Origin of the sequence: Rhodococcus sp. 05-2254-2, from assembly GCF_002259095.1 — a bacterium.
Taxonomy (GTDB): domain Bacteria; phylum Actinomycetota; class Actinomycetes; order Mycobacteriales; family Mycobacteriaceae; genus Rhodococcoides.
In genome coordinates this window covers 65,874-83,145 of record NZ_NOZJ01000021.1, presented here as the reverse complement: position 1 = coordinate 83,145, position 17,272 = coordinate 65,874, and the positions used below count along the sequence as shown (strand labels likewise).

General features: G+C 64.4%; 16 protein-coding genes and 1 pseudogene. 9 read left to right on the top strand and 8 right to left on the bottom strand.

Annotation, left to right across the window (positions count from 1 at the left end; all coding sequences use genetic code 11):
* Positions 1–18: 18 nt before the first annotated feature.
* Entirely contained in the window at positions 19–1,347 is a 1,329-nt protein-coding gene (locus CH283_RS23140) for a cryptochrome/photolyase family protein (protein WP_068047738.1), read from the bottom strand.
* A gap of 141 nt (positions 1,348–1,488) precedes the next feature.
* Between CH283_RS23140 and CH283_RS23135 the strand changes: the two genes are divergently transcribed.
* From CH283_RS23135 to CH283_RS23120, 4 genes are all read left to right on the top strand, one after another.
* On the top strand, positions 1,489–1,695 hold the full coding sequence (locus CH283_RS23135; protein ID WP_068047758.1) for a hypothetical protein: 207 nt from the start codon (positions 1,489–1,491) through the stop codon (positions 1,693–1,695).
* Between the two features lie 10 nt (positions 1,696–1,705).
* Positions 1,706–2,434, top strand: coding sequence for a response regulator transcription factor (locus CH283_RS23130; RefSeq protein WP_068047741.1), 729 nt, complete (start codon positions 1,706–1,708; stop codon positions 2,432–2,434).
* Entirely contained in the window at positions 2,431–3,732 is a 1,302-nt protein-coding gene (locus tag CH283_RS23125) for a sensor histidine kinase (RefSeq protein WP_176460369.1), read from the top strand. The genes CH283_RS23130 and CH283_RS23125 overlap by 4 nt, the downstream gene beginning before the upstream one ends.
* 62 nt (positions 3,733–3,794) lie before the next feature.
* Positions 3,795–4,832: an isopenicillin N synthase family dioxygenase gene (locus CH283_RS23120; RefSeq protein ID WP_094639397.1), complete on the top strand. Its 1,038-nt coding sequence runs from the start codon at positions 3,795–3,797 to the stop codon at positions 4,830–4,832.
* On the opposite strand, the gene CH283_RS23115 is transcribed toward CH283_RS23120, so the two are convergent.
* Together CH283_RS23115 and CH283_RS23110 are read right to left on the bottom strand one after the other, a co-directional pair.
* Positions 4,825–5,184 (bottom strand): FKBP-type peptidyl-prolyl cis-trans isomerase, encoded by a 360-nt coding sequence (locus CH283_RS23115; RefSeq protein WP_032377394.1) that lies wholly within the window; start codon positions 5,182–5,184, stop codon positions 4,825–4,827. The genes CH283_RS23120 and CH283_RS23115 overlap by 8 nt on opposite strands.
* 85 nt (positions 5,185–5,269) lie before the next feature.
* Positions 5,270–5,944 carry a DUF2848 domain-containing protein gene (locus CH283_RS23110; protein WP_094639396.1) on the bottom strand — a complete coding sequence of 225 codons (675 nt, stop codon included), beginning with the start codon at positions 5,942–5,944 and terminating at the stop codon, positions 5,270–5,272.
* Positions 5,945–6,074: 130 nt separating this feature from the next.
* On the opposite strand from CH283_RS23110, the gene CH283_RS23105 reads away from it, so the two are divergent.
* Positions 6,075–7,424 carry an MFS transporter gene (locus CH283_RS23105; protein ID WP_068047780.1) on the top strand — a complete coding sequence of 450 codons (1,350 nt, stop codon included), beginning with the start codon at positions 6,075–6,077 and terminating at the stop codon, positions 7,422–7,424.
* On the opposite strand, the gene CH283_RS23100 is transcribed toward CH283_RS23105, so the two are convergent.
* Positions 7,396–8,037 carry a GntR family transcriptional regulator gene (locus CH283_RS23100; protein WP_068047784.1) on the bottom strand — a complete coding sequence of 214 codons (642 nt, stop codon included), beginning with the start codon at positions 8,035–8,037 and terminating at the stop codon, positions 7,396–7,398. The two genes, CH283_RS23105 and CH283_RS23100, sit on opposite strands and share 29 nt — an antisense overlap.
* Before the next feature lie 58 nt (positions 8,038–8,095).
* Between CH283_RS23100 and CH283_RS23095 the strand changes: the two genes are divergently transcribed.
* From CH283_RS23095 to CH283_RS23080, 4 genes are all read left to right on the top strand, one after another.
* Positions 8,096–8,881 carry a carbon-nitrogen hydrolase family protein gene (locus tag CH283_RS23095; RefSeq protein ID WP_197477947.1) on the top strand — a complete coding sequence of 262 codons (786 nt, stop codon included), beginning with the start codon at positions 8,096–8,098 and terminating at the stop codon, positions 8,879–8,881.
* Between the two features lie 150 nt (positions 8,882–9,031).
* A complete protein-coding gene (locus CH283_RS23090; RefSeq protein WP_217901135.1) occupies positions 9,032–10,513 on the top strand; it encodes a flavin monoamine oxidase family protein in 1,482 nt (493 codons plus the stop codon).
* Between the two features lie 136 nt (positions 10,514–10,649).
* Positions 10,650–11,189 carry a hypothetical protein gene (locus CH283_RS23085; protein ID WP_068047790.1) on the top strand — a complete coding sequence of 180 codons (540 nt, stop codon included), beginning with the start codon at positions 10,650–10,652 and terminating at the stop codon, positions 11,187–11,189.
* A gap of 23 nt (positions 11,190–11,212) precedes the next feature.
* Positions 11,213–12,610 carry a hypothetical protein gene (locus CH283_RS23080; RefSeq protein WP_141216252.1) on the top strand — a complete coding sequence of 466 codons (1,398 nt, stop codon included), beginning with the start codon at positions 11,213–11,215 and terminating at the stop codon, positions 12,608–12,610.
* Between the two features lie 152 nt (positions 12,611–12,762).
* On the opposite strand, the gene CH283_RS23075 is transcribed toward CH283_RS23080, so the two are convergent.
* From CH283_RS23075 to CH283_RS23060, 4 genes and pseudogenes are all read right to left on the bottom strand, one after another.
* Positions 12,763–14,061 (bottom strand): citrate synthase, encoded by a 1,299-nt coding sequence (locus CH283_RS23075; protein ID WP_094633051.1) that lies wholly within the window; start codon positions 14,059–14,061, stop codon positions 12,763–12,765.
* Positions 14,062–14,131: 70 nt separating this feature from the next.
* Positions 14,132–15,070 carry a carbohydrate kinase family protein gene (locus tag CH283_RS23070; RefSeq protein ID WP_094639393.1) on the bottom strand — a complete coding sequence of 313 codons (939 nt, stop codon included), beginning with the start codon at positions 15,068–15,070 and terminating at the stop codon, positions 14,132–14,134.
* A complete protein-coding gene (locus CH283_RS23065; protein WP_068047799.1) occupies positions 15,067–15,996 on the bottom strand; it encodes an aldose 1-epimerase family protein in 930 nt (309 codons plus the stop codon). The genes CH283_RS23070 and CH283_RS23065 overlap by 4 nt, the downstream gene beginning before the upstream one ends.
* A pseudogene (locus tag CH283_RS23060) lies at positions 15,980–17,268 on the bottom strand (MFS transporter). The gene CH283_RS23065 and the pseudogene CH283_RS23060 overlap by 17 nt, the downstream one beginning before the upstream one ends.
* Positions 17,269–17,272 lie beyond the last annotated feature (4 nt).

Here is a 17,272-nt window from a genome sequence, read left to right as displayed (position 1 = left end):
CGCTCGAGCGTTGAGTTCTCACAGCGCCTTGAAGCGCGCGATCGCAACTTCTCGCTCGTGTTTGTGGTCGACGATGGGCTCCACGTAGTCCTTGGGTCGCCCGAACTTCAACGTGTGCACGGCTTTTCCTTCTTCGCCACGTAGCTCCGGCACCCAGCGCCGCACGTAATCGCCGGTGGGGTCGAATTTCTCGCCCTGGGTGATGGGGTTGAACACGCGGAAGTACGGCGAGGCGTCGGTGCCCGTTCCGGCGGTCCACTGCCAGCCGTGCTGGTTGTTGGCCAGATCGCCGTCCACGAGATGCTGCATGAAGTAGCGCGCACCTCGCCACCACGGCAGGTGCAGATCCTTGACGAGGAACGATGCGACGATCATGCGGACTCGGTTGTGCATCCACTTCTCCGAGTTCAACTGCCGCATACCGGCATCGACGATCGGGAAGCCGGTCTCGCCCTTGCACCAGGCCTCGAACAACTCGTCGGCGTGCTTGCCCGAGTCGATCTCGATCTTGTCGAACTTCTTGACGTAGTTCTCTCGGGCGCTGTCGGGGCGCTGGAACAGGATGTCGGCGTAGAAGTCTCGCCAACAAATCTGCCTGCGATACGACGCTGCCCCTTCGCTGCGCAGCTTGCCGAGGTCGGCCAGCATCGTTCGTGGATGAATGGTTCCGTACTTCAGATGCACCGACATCCGGCTCGTCGAGTCGAGGTCGGGACGATTGCGCTCGTCGTCGTACGCCGAGACCTCCTCGAGGAATTCCTTCCACTGCTTCGACGCAGCCTTCTCACCGGCTGCCGCGTCGGACGCCTCTTTCTCGGTGGGAATCTTCGCCCGCCGAACGCCTTTCACCTCGTCCGGGTCGATCCATTCCACGGTCTTCGCGGACGTGTCGGCCGGTCCGCGCCACCCGTGCTCCAGCCATTGCCGGGAGTACGGCGTGAACACCTTGTACGGTTCGCCGTCAGTCTTGGCGATCCGCCCGGGTGCGATCGCGTACGGGGACCCGGTCTCGACCAGGGTCACCTTCTCGCCGACGCGCTTGTCTCGGTCGCGTCCGTACGGGCCGTAATCGGCGCTGATGTGTACGTCCTCGGTGCCGATCGCCTTCGCGACCTTGGGGACCACGGTCTCGGGGTCGCCGTGCACCACCATCAACCGGCCGTCGAGTTGCTCGTTCAGTGCTTCGAGCGAACGGAACAGAAAATCCTTGCGCGGCCCGCCCGAGGGCTTCAGTAGACGGTCGTCCAGTACGAACAGCCCGAGCACCGGATCTCCGGACTCGGCAGCGGCGGTGAGTGTGGGCAGATCCCCCAGACGGAGATCACGGCGAAACCATACGAGCGACATGGTTCCAGTCTTACCCACCGACGCGGTCGGCAATCACAGCCCGCTCTCGGCCGAACTCTCAGAGAACCGCCAACGATGGCTCACCATGGCCGCAACATGGGGCTCTACCTTGGGAAACACAGAAGAGAAAAGGAGAACATCATGACGAACACACGCCCCTTCCCCGGCGCTCTTTCCCTGGTGGACAGCACCTGCACCTTCGAGAAGTACTACGAGCAGCTCTACGCCAAGGCACCTGCACTCGCCTGGTCACTCGATGCCGACACCGGCCGCCGCAGTGCTCTCGAGGAGTTCTTCGCCAAGACGCCTGCAGAACGCCGAAGCACCGTCGACAGCTGGGTTGCATAGCATTGGAACGGTGACCGAATCGTCGAGTGCCCCCGCCACCGTCCTCGTCGTCGACGACGATGTCGACGTGCTGTCGTCGCTGCAACGCGGACTGCGCCTGTCCGGGTTCACCGTCATCACCGCATCCGACGGCGCGGAGGCGCTCGGCGTGGTGTCGCGATCGATGCCCGACGCCATCGTGCTCGACATCAACATGCCGGTACTCGACGGCGCGAGCGTGGTGACCGCGTTGCGCGCCATGGGAAACGACATCCCGATCTGCGTGCTCAGTGCCCGCAGCTCGGTGGACGATCGCATCGCCGGGCTCGAATCCGGTGCCGACGACTACCTCACCAAACCGTTCGTGCTGGCCGAGCTGGTCGCACGGATTCGCGCCATGCTTCGTCGTCGCGGCACCGGTCCGGTTGTGCCGGTTGCAGATTCGGGCGCGCCGAACTCGGCCGTCGCCATCGGAACCCTGGTGGTGGACATCCCCGGCTATCGCGTCCACCGCGGCGGAGCCGACATCGATCTGACCAAACGCGAGTTCGAGTTGCTCGCGATTCTGGCCCGCAACAAGGGCGTCGTCCTCACGCGTGAACGACTGCTCGAGCTGGTGTGGGGCTACGACTTCGTCGCCGACACCAACGTCGTGGACGTGTTCGTCGGATATCTGCGACGCAAACTCGAGGCCGACGGTTCGCCGCGCATCCTCCACACGGTTCGCGGAGTCGGCTTCGTCGTCCGGGACGCCGCATGAGCTTCTCTCTGCGCGCCCGCGTGGCCGCCGCCACGACCCTCGGTGCCACCCTCGTCGTCGCCGCACTCTCGGTGGTCACCTCGGTCGCTATTTCGCGCAACAACGTCAACCAGCTCGACGAGCGGCTGACGACGGCGTCTCAGGTGCTGATCCCGACCTCGACGACGCTGGAGGCGTTCCTCGATCAGCTCTCCGGCGCGTTCGCCGTCACCATTCGCAGTGGCGACATCGTCGTCGCGTCCACTCCGACACGGCTGCCCGCGCTCGAGACCGGGTCGCAGACCGTCGACGTCGACGGGCAACGCTTCCGGGTCTACACCGCCGTTTCGACCGCGGTGTCGTCCATCTCGATTTCCATCGGCGTGCCTGCCATCGAAGCGCAACAGGTCACCGACGAACAGCAGCGGCAAGTGATTCTGCTCGGACTCGCTGCGATCGCAGTGTCCACCGGCCTGGGCTGGCTCTTCGGTGGCAGAGCCGTCAAACCGTTGGTGACGTTGACCCGGCAGGTCAGCGCGCAACCACCGACCGCGCCCGAAACCCGCACCGGTGTCACCGAAGCCGATGCTCTCGCGGTCGCCATCGGCGGCATGTTGACCAGACTGAACGAAGCACAGGACCGCACCAATGCCGCGCTCGACACCGCACGCGACTTCGCGGCCGTCTCCGCACACGAGCTGCGAACCCCACTGACTGCGATGCGCACCGACATCGAGGTGCTCAGAACTCTCGACCTCGAGCCGGCGCAGCAGCAGGAGATTCTGGGAGATCTCGAGCGGACGCAGGGTCGAGTGGAGACAACCCTGACCGCCCTGGAACGACTCGCGTCGGGCGAATTGTCCAGTGAGGGCGACAGAGTCGAGACCGACATCATCGACGTCTGCGACGTCGCAGCCCAGGATGCGCAACGACTGCATCCGGGACTCGACATACGCGTGGAGTACGCCGCCGACTCCGAGATCACGATGCGCGCACTGCCGACCGGTCTTCGGCTGGCCGTCGACAACGTGATCGGCAACGCCGTTCGACACGGCAACGCGACGTCGATCGTCATCACCGCCGAGCGCGAGTGCAAGACGGTACGTGTCCTGCTCGACGACAACGGATCCGGCGTTCCCGTCGAGGAACGCGAGACGGTGTTCGGCCGGTTCGAGCGCGGCACCCGTGCCGCCAAGGGTGGCTCCGGGCTCGGCCTGGCACTGGTGGCGCAGCAAGCCCAATTGCACGGTGGGCGGGCCTGGTTCACCGACAGCCCGCTCGGCGGTGCCCGATTGGTGCTGGAGCTGCAGGACAGCTGAAGTTCGGCAGTCTTTACGCGGGAGAAACCTGCGGGCCCATCCGAGCCGTGGATCATGTACCCATGCACACGTTGTCGGATTTCTTCGTCCCCACCATCGACATCTCGCCGTACGTTCTGGGTGACGCCACCGCGGCAGGCGACGGGGCTGCCCGACGCAGCGTCGCGGCGGACGTCGACTATGCCTGCAGCACAGTCGGTTTCATGCAGATTCTCGGGCACGGCATTCCCGAGGACACCGTGGCCGGACTCGCGTCGGCGATGGATTCGTTCTTCGGACTCGACCTGGCGACGAAGCGAACCTACATCTGCCCACCCGAAGTGAATCGGGGATACACCGCTCCGAAGAGCGAATCGCTGAGCCTGAGCCTGGGAGTCGAATCGGCGTCGGGCATGAACGATTACTTCGAGGCCTTCAACGTCGGCACCGGAGAACCGAACACCTGGCCCGACTCCTCGAAGTTCCAGCGCGCCGTCGACGAGTATTTCGCCGAGGCAGCACGCGTGGCCCGGACGCTGACCACAGTGTTCGCCGACGCACTCGGTGTGTCACCGAATACGTTCTCCGACATCACCGGTCGATCGCTCGATACCCTGCGGATGAACAACTACGCGCTCGAACCCGGCATGCATGTGCCGGATGCCGAGCTCACCGGGATGAGCGAACACACCGACTACGGATTGGTGACGGTGCTGTGGGCCGATCGAGTGCCCGGCCTGCAGGTTCTCGGAACCGACCGACGGTGGCACGACGTGCAACCCGCCGACGGAGCCATGTTGGTGAACCTGGGAGATCTCACGGCCCGACTGACCAACGATCGCTGGATGTCGACGTTGCATCGGGTGCGTCCGCCGATCACCGACGGGACGATCCAGCGCAGGCGATCTGCCGCGTTCTTCCACGACGGCAACCTCGACGCGGTGATCGCGCCACTGCCGTCGTGCATCGAGCCCGGTGACCTGGCCCGGTACGGGCCGGTGACGGTAGCCGGGCACATTCACGCCAAGCTCGCGGGTTCCCGAGAGGGTACTGCCAATCCCGCGGCAACCCGCGAAGCCGAGCGGGTACGCAACGCCGTTGGCGGCCCTGCAGTTATTTGACGTCGAGCAGATCGATGACGAACACGAGGGTCTTGCCGGAAAGACGGTGTCCTGCACCGGCGGGACCGTAGGCGAGCTCCGGCGGAATGGTGAGCTGACGACGTCCGCCGACCTTCATTCCGGGAATGCCGTCCTGCCAGCCCTGGATCAGTCCGCGCAGCGGGAACTGGATGGACTCGCCGCGGTTCCAGGACGAGTCGAACTCTTCTCCCGAATCGAACTCGACACCGACGTAGTGCACCTCGACGGTGCCACCGGCCACTGCCTCTGCGCCGTCACCCTCGACGAGGTCGACCGTCACCAGGTCCAAGGGCGCCGGTCCGGCCTGAAATTCGATCACTGGCTTCGTCACTGAAGTCTCCTGCGGTTGATGCCGGCCCGCCGACGCCGGCTGTCTATCTCTGGGCATACACCGCTTCGACCATACGTCGTGACGCTCAGCCGATCGGAGCTGGCATCAATATCGTCTTGTATTCGCAGGTCAGAGTATTGCCGGTGGCGGGGTCGGTCATCTCGACCTTCCAGGCGTCGGAGAACTGATTCACCCCGTGGTGCATCGAGATGGTGCCCGAGATCAAAACCGTTCCACGCGAGAACAAGCCACGTTCGGTGAGCACATCGAGCCAGTACTGCGGCGCGAGAAGATCACCGAGCGTTCCGGTCTGGATGAGTGTGCCGTCGGCCCAGGCGGTCAACGTGATCTCGTCGAGTCGATCGGCTACCTCGGACAACCGCCACGCGCCGGTGCCCAGCACGTCGGGAGCGGCGTTCTTGCTCCATGCGACGCTGTGAACTTCCAGGTCACGGTCGGTGTGATCGCACGCCACCGTGAGCAGCACGTCGTTGATCGTGTCGCCGAGGATCACCAGAGCCCACTCCGCCTCGCCTGAGGTGCGACCGTGTTGGACGGCGACGGAATCGGTCTGCTGCGCCAGATACGGCGAGATGGGGTACAGCGCCGGGGTCACAGTCGGAGCCGGGACACCCAGTTCGGCCAGCTCCGCGATGTGCGACGCCACCTCGTCCTGGTTGCGTCCGGCATATCCCGCATTGAGCAGGGCGGTCACCTCGAGCGATTCGGTCGAGCCGTCGGGCAGCGTGAACGTGAGCATCAGTAAGGACCCTCTCCTCGTAAATTTTCTGTTTCCGATACGCCGAAAGCCTTGCGCATACGTCTTGTATACAGCAAGTATGGAGCACGTACAACGGATAGAGTGATCCCAGGCACACGAAGGAGTCGTCATGACCGAACCTGTTTCGGTGGATAGAAAGGGCCTGGCCAAGGCCTTCGCGGCCAGCCTGACCGGAACGGCATTGGAGTGGTACGACTTCGCCGTCTACTCGGCCGCCGCGGCGCTGGTGTTCCCTCTGGTCTTCTTCCCGGACAGCGATCCGCTGACCGGGACACTGCTGGCCTTTTCCACCTACGCCGTCGGGTACGTCGCCCGACCGGTCGGTGGATTCGTCTTCGGGCGCCTCGGCGATGTCATCGGCCGCAAGCAACTACTCGTCATCACGCTGATGCTGATCGGCGTCACCACGTTCGCCATCGGCCTGATCCCCGGATACGACACGATCGGCATCGCAGCCCCGATCATCCTCGTCACCATGAGGTTCTGCCAGGGTGTTGCCGTCGGCGGAGAGTGGGGCGGCGCGGTTCTGCTTTCCAGCGAATACGGCGATCCACGCAAGCGCGGCTTCTGGTCGTCCGCCGCGCAGATCGGACCACCGGCAGGCAACCTGCTCGCCAACGGCGCACTCGCGATACTGACTCTGTCACTGACCGACCAGCAGTTCGAGTCCTGGGGATGGCGAGTGGCGTTCCTCTTCTCGGCCGTACTCGTCGGATTCGGTCTGTGGATCCGCTTGAAGCTCGAGGACACCCCGGTGTTCAAGGCGCTGCAGGAAAGCGGCGATCGATCGGAAGCCCCGATCAGCGAGGTGTTCAAGACCGAACTGCGGCCACTGGTGGCGGGCATCATGTCCCGCGTCGCACCGGACGTCATCTACGCGCTGTTCACCGTCTTCTCCATCACCTACGGCACGCAGAAGTTGGGCTTCGAACGCAGCGAGGTGCTGACCGCCATTCTGGTCGGATCGGCGTGTCAGCTCGGTCTGATCCCGCTCGCCGGAGCGGTGTCCGACCGCATCAATCGGCGCCTCGTCTACGGAATCGCAGCGGTGGGCGGCGTTGCCTGGAGCGCGATCTTCTTCCTCGTCATCGGCGGCGGATCCCTGCCGCTGCTGATCCTGGGTGTCGTTGTGGGACTGGCGTTCCACTCGTTCATGTACGGACCGCAGGCTGCGTTCGTCACCGAACAGTTCAGCGTCCGACTGCGGTCCACCGGCAGCTCGTTGGCGTACACGATCGCCGGCGTGTTCGGTGGCGCAATGGCACCGCTGATCTTCGTCTACCTGCTGGACAGAACGGACAGCTGGGTGCCGATCGCGGGATACATCGTGATCGTCGGTGCCGTGACACTCGTCGGTCTCGCACTCGGTCGCAACCCCGACCCCACCGAGGACGAGCACTACGTGCTGCTGGGCCAGGAGCGCGAAAAGGCTACGCGCGCAGCAGAGTCTGAAGTGTGACCTCGAGGTGAGCGTCGATCTTCGCGTGCACCAGGTCCTCGTCGCCCGCACCGAGTGCGTCGATGATGGCCTGGTGCTCGGCGCACACCCGGTGCTGACGGTTCGCCGCGGTGAACAACGCGCTCAACCCGACCCGAAGTTGGCGAGCCCGCAGTCCGGCGTACGTGCGCGAGAGCAGATCGCTTCCCGCCGAATCGATCAAACTCTGATGGAATGTGCCGTCCCAGTCGATGAACTGCTTGGGTGCATCTGCGTCGTCGGAGTTCATCAGCAGTTCCTGCTGCGTCAACGCGTGCCGCATCTGCGTGATCGGCGCGTCACCGGCTCGCAGCGCACGGGTGGCCGCGTGCCGCTCGAGAACTCCGCGCAGATCCATCAGTTCGGCGATCTGGCGTCCGGACATCGCCGGCACGTGCGCGCCCCGCTTGGGCACCATCTCGACCAGCCCCTCGGACTGCAACATCAGCAACGCTTCACGAACCGGGGTACGGGATACTCCGATCTGCGTCGCGAGTTCCTGCTCGTTCAGAAAAGTGCCGGTGGCGGCCGGTGAGGACAACACCTGATCGCGCACGTACTGGTACGCCTTCTCCCTCCCCGACAGCGGCTGCATACGATATGTATACCTGTCTTCCTCCGACGAAACCAGGAGTCACACCGTGAGCTCGTCCATCCGCATCAGCCTCGCCCAGATCACCAGCGGCCAACAGCCCGCCGAGAACCTCGAACTCATCGCCACCCACACCCGCGCCGCAGCGCATGCGGGATCGGATCTCGTCGTGTTTCCGGAGGCGACGATGCGATGCTTCGGCGGACCCATCCGAAAGTTCGCGCAACCCCTGGACGGTGAATGGGCGAACGCGGTGCGCGCCATAGCGTCCGACGCTGGCATCACCGTCGTCGCCGGAATGTTCACCCCAGCCGCGGACGACAGGGTCACGAACACATTGCTCGTCACCGGACCCGGTATCGACGCGAGCTACGACAAGATCCACCTGTTCGATGCGTTCGGATTCGCCGAATCCGACACCGTCGCACCGGGTTCGGAGCCTCTCGTGGTGGACATCGCCGGCGTTCGGGTCGGCTTCGCCACCTGTTATGACATTCGATTCCCGGCACTGTTCCAGAAACTCGGTGATCTCGGCGCGGAAGTCGTCGTCGTCCCGGCGTCGTGGGGATCGGGCGACGGCAAAGTGGAGCAGTGGACCCTGCTCGCGCGGGCACGTGCCCTGGACTCGACCACGTTCATCGCGGCCTGCGACCAAGCCGAACCCGCTGCCGCCGAGGGCAATGCACCGTTGGGCGTGGGACACAGCATCGTCTGCTCCCCCACCGGCGAGATCCTCGGGCAACTCGACGCGACGCCCGGCATGCTGACGATCGACATCCACACCGAACTCGTCGACGCCGTGCGTGCAAACCTGCCGGTATTGAAAAATCGCGTCACCTTCGTGTGACCGATCCTGCTCGGTGCAGGTTCGGCCTTTCGTGAGACCTGGCGCGGGAACGCGGTTTCGAGTCACCTCCGCCGTGAAAACGTGGTGTGATGTCGCTTGTCGAATCGGAGAAGTGACGGGGCACTTCCATCGTTTCAGAAGGAGACGACGATGGTGCAGGTCAACCGACGGGATGCCTTACGACTCGGCTTGAGCGCAGCGATGCTGGGAGGGTTGACTTCCACGACGGCGTGCTCGAGCAACGAGGCCGAGAGCACCGTCGCCGGTACGAATGAATCGCCTGCACCCCGTCGCGTACTCGTTCTGGGTGCAGGCATGTCGGGTCTGACGGCCGCACTGGCCTTGCACCGGCGCGGTCACGAGGTGACGGTTCTCGAGGCTCAGGACCGAATCGGTGGTCGCCTCATCTCCGTCGAATACGAGAACGGCCAGTTCACCGAGGGCGGTGGAGGGCATTTCCGACTGAACATGCCGTTGGTCACCGGCTACGTGAGCACCCTGAAGCTCCCCATCGTCGCGATGAACGACGGCGCTCCCGAATATCTGATAGATGGCTTGCGCGGCAACAACACTCAGCTCGATCGTCGACCCTGGGATCTACTCGAGTCCGAACGTACCGTCGAACTGAGTTCCATGCTCACCAGCTACTTCGTGCCCCTCGGCGCAGATTTCACCACCGTCATCGACCCGGAGTGGCCCGATGCGGCCGCCGCCGACAAGTTCGACGGATTCACCGTTCGTGAATTGCTCGCCGACGCTGGTGCATCGGACGATTTCGCCAAACTCGTCGCAGCCCAGGCCGGCGGTTTCACACTGGAAGTCAGCGTTCTCGGTTTGCTTCCCGACTTCGCCTACCATTTCGGCGACCGCAACTTGTACCGCGTGCAGGGTGGAAACGAGCGGATACCGCGCGCCCTCGCCGAAAGGCTCCCCCAAGACCGCATCCACATGGGCTCTCGGGTGGTGGTGATCGACCAGAGCGGTTCGGACGTCATGGTGACCACAGCGGACGGTCGCGAATGGACCGGGGACGAGGTCATTTCGACGATCCCCTTCACGGTCCTGAAGGATGTCGACATCCGACCGGCGTTGCCCGATCGAGCCCGTCAGGTGGTCGACGGCATGGTGTGGAGCGACATAGTCAAGGTGTATCTGCAGACCTCGAAACCGACGTGGCTCGATTCCGGTGTGCGAGGTTGGCCCGTGGCAGCTTCCGACCGGCCGTGGGAACGACTCATCGACATCACCGGCAACGAGCCGGGCGGGCGCGGGAACGCGTTCTTCTACCTTTCCGGTGCCAACGCAACTGCCTATCTCGCGCAGCCGAAAGAAACCCGGGCACGAGATCTCGTGAACACCTTCAACGCCGACATGTCCGGAATGATCGAGGACGTCGTGGAAATCGGCGAATTCTCCTGGCCCGATCAACCCTGGATCAAGGCCGCCTTCGGCGATACGCCTCTGGACGGCGGCTGGATGCTGGACGAGATGAAAAAGCCTGTGGACCGGCTGCACTGGGCCGGCGACTTCACCACGTTCAAGTCGGGCTGGGTCGAGGGTGCGATCGAGGCGGGCCTACGCGCCGCACGCCACATCGACCCCATGGCACCGGCCGAACACGAGGTCGTCTGAACGAGACACGAGCCCCCATCCGCGATGACATACCCACTCTTTCTCTCGAACAAGGACTTTCGACGATGAATCGACCACCACTTCCGGCGCGCCACGATGGATCCACGCCGAAGTACGCCGCCTGCGGCGAGAAGTCATGACCGGAAGCACGCTTCCCGATACCGGTCACAATTCCTGGAGGCGAGGCCGACCGACGTGGGCGGCGTTGGACGCAGAGCCGTTGATCTACGGCACCGTGATCATCATGACCGTCATGGTCGTCGGGGCGGACGATACGGATGTCGATTTCGGTGACGCGACAGGAATGGTCCTCGGGCCGATGGTCGCGACTGCCGTCGCGCACCTGTTCTCGTCGTGGTTGGGGTACGTGAACAGCCACCACCGCATGCCCGACGGTGCCGACAGACGTCATCTGCTCTGGCACTCAGCGCATTTCCTGCTGCTGACGGTGGTGCCGCTCATCATCATCGGGCTCGGACGTGTGAGCGGTCTGTGGTCGGCCTACGGCGCACTCGACACCATTTCCGATCTCGCATTCCTGTTCCTGCTCGTCCTCGGAGCCGCCAGCGGCTGGCATGCGAGCAAGAGACGATGGCGTGGGGCAATCCTCGGAGGCCTGGTTGCCATCGTCGTCGGTTTGATCGTCACAGTTCTCAAGGTCGTACTCGAGCATTGACAACCGAAGAAGAGGATCCGATCATGGTTCTCCGCTCCGCCACTGCGCCCCGCCGCCGCTGGGCCACAATGGCTTTTGCAGTCGCATTCGTGCTGACGGCGTGTTCATCACCTCAGGAAGGGTTCACCGAGATGGACCCAGGCTCGGGCACACTCGTGGCCTCGTCCGGCTTCGACGTCCGACGGGACGGCTTCTCCTTCCCCAACTGGGGACCGCCGACAGCGGAGCATGGCCTAGGGCTAACACCGGCCTCGATGCAATCACTGTTCGGGGATGCGGTGTGCACTCCGGGAACCGAGAGCGACCGATGCGTTCTCTCGCCGATGGGACGGGTGACCTCGGAGGTGTTCGAGAACGGAATGAACGGTGGTCACTGCTTCGGAATGGCCGCGGTCGCAGGGTTGGCCTACCGCAACTCGATCGACACCTCGTCCTTCGTCGCCCCGGGAGCAACACTGTTCGATGCACGTCCCTCCCCCGCGACCGATGCCGTGATCGCGCGCTACTTCAACACCCAGGAGGTCGAACCGACGGCCGACTCCGAGATGTCAGCACCTGTGGACGAGGTGATCGATCGACTCACGACCGCGTGGGCCGAAGGGCAGGACCATCTACTCGCGTTCTACACCGAGGACGGAACGTCCGGCCACGCCGTGACACCGATCGCGATACGCGATCTGGGCGACAGCACACGCGGAATTGTCATCTACGACAACAACTATCCCGGCGTCGAGAAGATGATCGTCACCGATACGGCCGCCGATACGTGGTACTACACCACCTCGGCAGATCCCGCCGACGACAGCTACCTGTTCTCCGGTACCCCGGACAATCAGCTGAAGTTGTTTCCGCTGGCCGAGATGACCGGCGTTCATCAGTGCCCCTCCTGCACGGAGGTCGGTGCGCAGGACCAGGACTACCTGGTGCTGGTCACCGACAACACCAACGATCCGGTCGATCTGACCGATGTCGAATGGAGCTTGTCGGTGTCCGACAGTGACCGGGTGCGACGGTCCGCGTTCATCAACAACGACAACACAGCGTTGCTGGAGGCCTCGATCGACACACCGATGCGGCTGACGCTCTCCGACGTCGCGGACAACGAGCGCGATGCCTCGATCGACATCTCCATCCTGTCCGACGGTTGGGTGGTTCGATCGACCTCCCTTCGCCTGCCTGCGGGCGCGTCGATCGTCGCCGAGATCAGCCCGACCGAGCGATCGATGACGCTCACGACCGACACCCCCACCACGAGTGATTACACCGCCGCCACCGAGGATGCTCGGGGATCGCGGTCTGCATTCGTCAGCACCATCGACCTACCCGTCGGCGGCGAGCTCGTGGTCGGCCCGACGGATACCGATACGTTGCGCCTCACCGACGGTGCAGGACAGGTGCTGCGGGAGGTAGCGATGACCTGACCACGAACTCGAAGTTGTGGAGTCCATGACGTCGAGTTCGCAGTTGTGCAGACGAAAACGGCCATTTCACCTACGTAACCGCGAACTCGAGGCACACACGACAACGCCGCCGGCTCCCCAAGGGAGCCGGCGGCGTTGTTGTGCAGCGAGATCTAGCGGGAGCTGACGTCCTGGTAGTCGCGCTCGGTGTAGCCGGTGTAGATCTGGCGCGGACGGCCGATCTTGCCGGTCGTGTCCTCGTTCTGCTCGCGCCAGTGCGCGATCCAGCCCGGGAGACGGCCCATCGCGAACAGCACCGTGAACATGCGCGGCGGGAAGCCCATCGCGCGGTAGATCAAGCCGGTGTAGAAGTCCACGTTGGGGTACAGCTTGCGCTCGACGAAGTAGTCGTCGGTCAGCGCGGTCTCCTCGAGCTTGAGCGCAATTTCGAGCAGTTCGTCGCCGTTGCCGAGCTTGCCGAGGATCGTGTGCGCGGTCTCCTTGACCAGCGTCGCGCGCGGGTCGAAGTTCTTGTACACACGGTGTCCGAAGCCCATGAGCTTGACGCCGTCTTCCTTGTTCTTGACGCGACGCAGGAAGTCCGTTGCGTCGCCGCCCTCGGCCTTGATCTTGTCCAGCATCTCGAGCACGGCCTGGTTGGCTCCGCCGTGCAGCGGGCCCCACAGCGCGTTGATGCCGCCGGAGATCGAGGTGAACAGGTTGGCCTGCGAGGATCCGACGAGACGCACCGTCGACGTCGAGCAGTTCTGCTCGTGGTCGGCATGCAGGATGAGCAGCATGTCCAGTGCCTTGACGATCTCGGGATCGACCTCGTACGGCTCGGCCGGGAAGCCGAACGTCAGGCGCAGGAAGTTCTCGACCAGGCTCTTGGAGTTGTCCGGGTACAGGAACGGCTGACCGACGGACTTCTTGTAGGCGTACGCCGCGATGGTCGGCAGCTTGGCCAGCAAGCGGATGGTCGAGAGCTCGACCTGCTCCGGGTCGTTCGGGTCGAGCGAATCCTGGTAGTACGCCGACAGCGCGTTGACGGCACTCGACAGCACCGGCATCGGGTGCGCGTTACGCGGGAAACCGTCGAAGAACCGCTTGAGGTCCTCGTGCAGCAGAGTGTGCCGACGGATCTTGTCGGTGAACTTCTCGAGCTGATCCTCGGACGGCAGCTCACCGTAGATCAGCAGGTAGCTGACCTCGATGAACGAAGACTTGCCCGCGAGCTGTTCGATCGGGTAACCGCGGTAGCGCAGGATGCCTGCGTCACCGTCGATGTAGGTGATGGCCGACTTGGTCGACGCGGTGTTGACGAACCCGCCGTCCAACGTCGTGTAGCCGGTGGTGGCCAGCAACTTCCCCAGCTCGATGCCGTTGTTGCCCTCGGAGGCCTCGGCAATCGACATGGAGTATTCGCCACCGGGATAGGTGAGGGTGGCTTTGGCATCATTCTCAGCGGGCACGAATGGTCCCTCTCGAACTCGTGTAACGGACACGTACTTGAAGCGGACAGTTCTAACGTCGATAGTGAAACTAGTCTCTCGACGCCTCGGACGCCCAGGGAGGGTCGGCACCGGGTCGAGAAACCGTGATCGCCGCTGCTTTCGCGGCGAACTCGAGCGCTTCTCGCCAATCTTCCTTGCTCATCTCTTTCACCGCGTTCGATGTGATAATGGTCTCCTTCTGCAGAAAGCTCAGCAGAGCTCCGTGCACGGTGTCACCAGCGCCGATCGTGTCCACGACGTCGACCGCGACACCAGGGACCGTGATTTCCTCGGATGCGGTGAAGACCGAGATGCCGTCGCCACCGCGGGTCATGACCACCGCGGTGACCCCTGCCGCGAGCCAGTCGTCGACGGTGGTCCCCTGCGTTCCGAGCCCCAACCAGAACGAGTCGTCCTCGGACACCTTGAGAATGTCGATGCTGGGCAGCCACGAACGGAAGCGGTCGCGAAACCCGTCGGCGGTGATGTCTCCGCTGGTGCTGTCGATGGCAGCGGGCCGGATGTTCGGATCGAGCATCGTGAGCTTGCCCGCCACCCGGGCCCGGTGCAGCAGGCCCGCGTACATCGACGCGCCGGGCTCGTACAGCAGCGACAGTGTGCCGAACGAGAGCACGCTGATCTCGTCGGGCAGATCGCCGGGATCGGCGACGAGACGGTCGGCTGTGCCGTCGGCGTAGAACGAGTACTCGGCACTGCCGTCCTCGGCGAGCGTGGTCATCGCCAACGTCGTCGGTTCGTCGCCGCGCTGCACCCACGTGGTGTCCACTCCCGCGTCGCGCAGGCTCGCCAGGATCTGCTCCCCGAACGGGTCGCGGGAGATCCGCGAGAGATACGCGACGGGCGAACCCAGTCGACCGATCGCGACGGCGACATTGAACGGCCCGCCGCCGAGTTTGGGCGAAAGCAGCGGGCCCTCGTGCACCGGAACCAGGTCGACCAACGCCTCGCCGCACACCAGAATGGTCACTTCTCGTACCTCATTCCCCAGGTGCCCGACCAGGATTGCCCCGGATCCAGCACGATCAGATCGATCTCGGAATTCAACGCATCGGGTGGGCAGGTCATCGGCTCGATCGCCAAGGCCCGCCCTCGATCGGGATAGGCCTGATCGTTGGCGGGATCGGCGGTGAACACCTGCACCCAACCGAAGCTGCTGTCGGTCCACAGCACCGTCGCGGTGCCGTCAGGACCGCGAAGAACATGGCTCGCTCGGCCGTCGGCCTCGGGTAGCGACGCGCTGTACGGGGTGTCGAGCTGCACGCCCTGCAGCGTCCGCGGCTGCCGGAAGTCGTACTCGGTATCGGCAGTCGGCACCGAATTGCCCACGGGCAGATTGCGCACCGAGTCGAGCGGCAGCCGCGTGCCGGCCGAGAGCTCGAGCGTGCACTCGTCGAGCGGCACGTCTCCCACCCTGACGAACGTGTGAAAACCCATCCCGTACGGCGCCGGTGAATCACCGGTGTTCTTCGCCGACGCGGTGACGGTGAGACCGTCCGCCGACAGCTCGTGCGCCACGGTCACCGTCACCGAGAACGGCCAGCCCTGATGTGTCCCGACGTCCACGCTCTGCTCGACGCGAGAGTCGCTGTGCTCGTTCAGGGTCCATTCCACCCGCCGGACGAAACCGTGACTGGCGTTGTTGCGCGAAGGCTCGCTGATCTCCATCCGATGCTCGACGCCTTCGAACGTGAACGTGCCGTCGGCCGTTCGATTGGGCCACGGGGCCAACACCAGTCCCGCCGACAGCGGCGGCTTCGAACCCGCCTCCCAGGTCTCGGTGAGCGGTGCGCCGTCGTATTCGAGCACCCGCAGACCCGCTCCGACGGCAGCGATGTCTGCCCGATACTTACCGCTCGTCAACGAGTAGGTCTGTGCGTCAGCCATGAGTGCCATTCTTTACCACCGCACCCACTCGGTACCGGATGAATGCCGGAAGAGCCAACGCGGCGATCGAGACACCGATGACGACCAGCACGCCGCCGCCCGCCGCGGCGGCCGCCGTCCCCACCGACGCCGCTGCGGCCCCGTGCAGGACGTCGCCGACGCGCGGACCTCCGGCAACCACGACGATGAAGACACCCTGTAGCCGGCCACGCATCTCGTCGGTGGCGACCTGCTGCAGCATCGTGCTGCGGAAGGCCGCCGAGATCATGTCGGCTCCGCCGCCGAGGGCCAGGAACGCCAACGCGAACCACAGGGCGACGGTGGTGGCCCCGTCGGTGGCCGCGCCGACGGCCAGACCGAAGCCGATCATCGCCACGCCCCACACGACGATGCAGATCAGCACCGCCAGGCCCTGCCTGCGCACTCGTGGCAGCCAGCCGGAGAACACTCCACCCACCACCGCGCCCGCGGACATCGCTGCGAACAGCATGCCCAGCACCGGACCGCCCGACGCCGGGTCGCCGAAGCTCTCGTGTGCGATCTGCGGAAAGAGCGCGCGGGGCATACCGAACACCATCGCGATGATGTCGACGACGAACGAGGCCAGCAGCACCTTCTGCGTCGCGAGGTAGGCGAAACCGTCGAACACCGAGCGCAATCCGGCTCGCTGACCCGACTTCGCCGGTGGAATCCCCGGCAGCCGGATCACTGCCCACAGTGTGGCGAACAGTGCGATGGTGTCGATCAGGTAGAGGGTCTCGAGCCCGATGTAGTAGATGAGGATGCCTGCGCTGAGCGGTCCGGCGATAGCGCCGAAGTTCATCACCGTCATGTTCAGTGAATTCGCGGCGGGCAGCTGCTCGGCGGGCAGGATTCGCGGGAGGATCGCGCTGCGCGTCGGTTGATTCACCGCGAAGAAGGCCTGCTGAACGGCCAACAGCACCAAGATGATCCACACGTTGTTCAGGTCGAGGAACGCCTGCAACCAGAACAGGGCGGAGGTACCGATCAGACCGCAGGTGGTGATCATCAACAGCGTGCGGCGGTCCATCACATCGGCCAGCGCCCCGCCCCGCCCCACAGACCGAACACGATCAGCGGCACCAGCGCGAAGACACCGGTGAGGCCCACGTACGCCGAACTCAGCGTGATCTGGAAAACCTGTTGTGGCACAGCGACGATGGACAGCTGCGCCCCGATGACGGTGACGATGTTCGCCAACCACAGCCGCTTGTAGGCGGGGGTCTTCAGCGGAGTCGTATCGGCAAGAATGCCGCGCAATCCG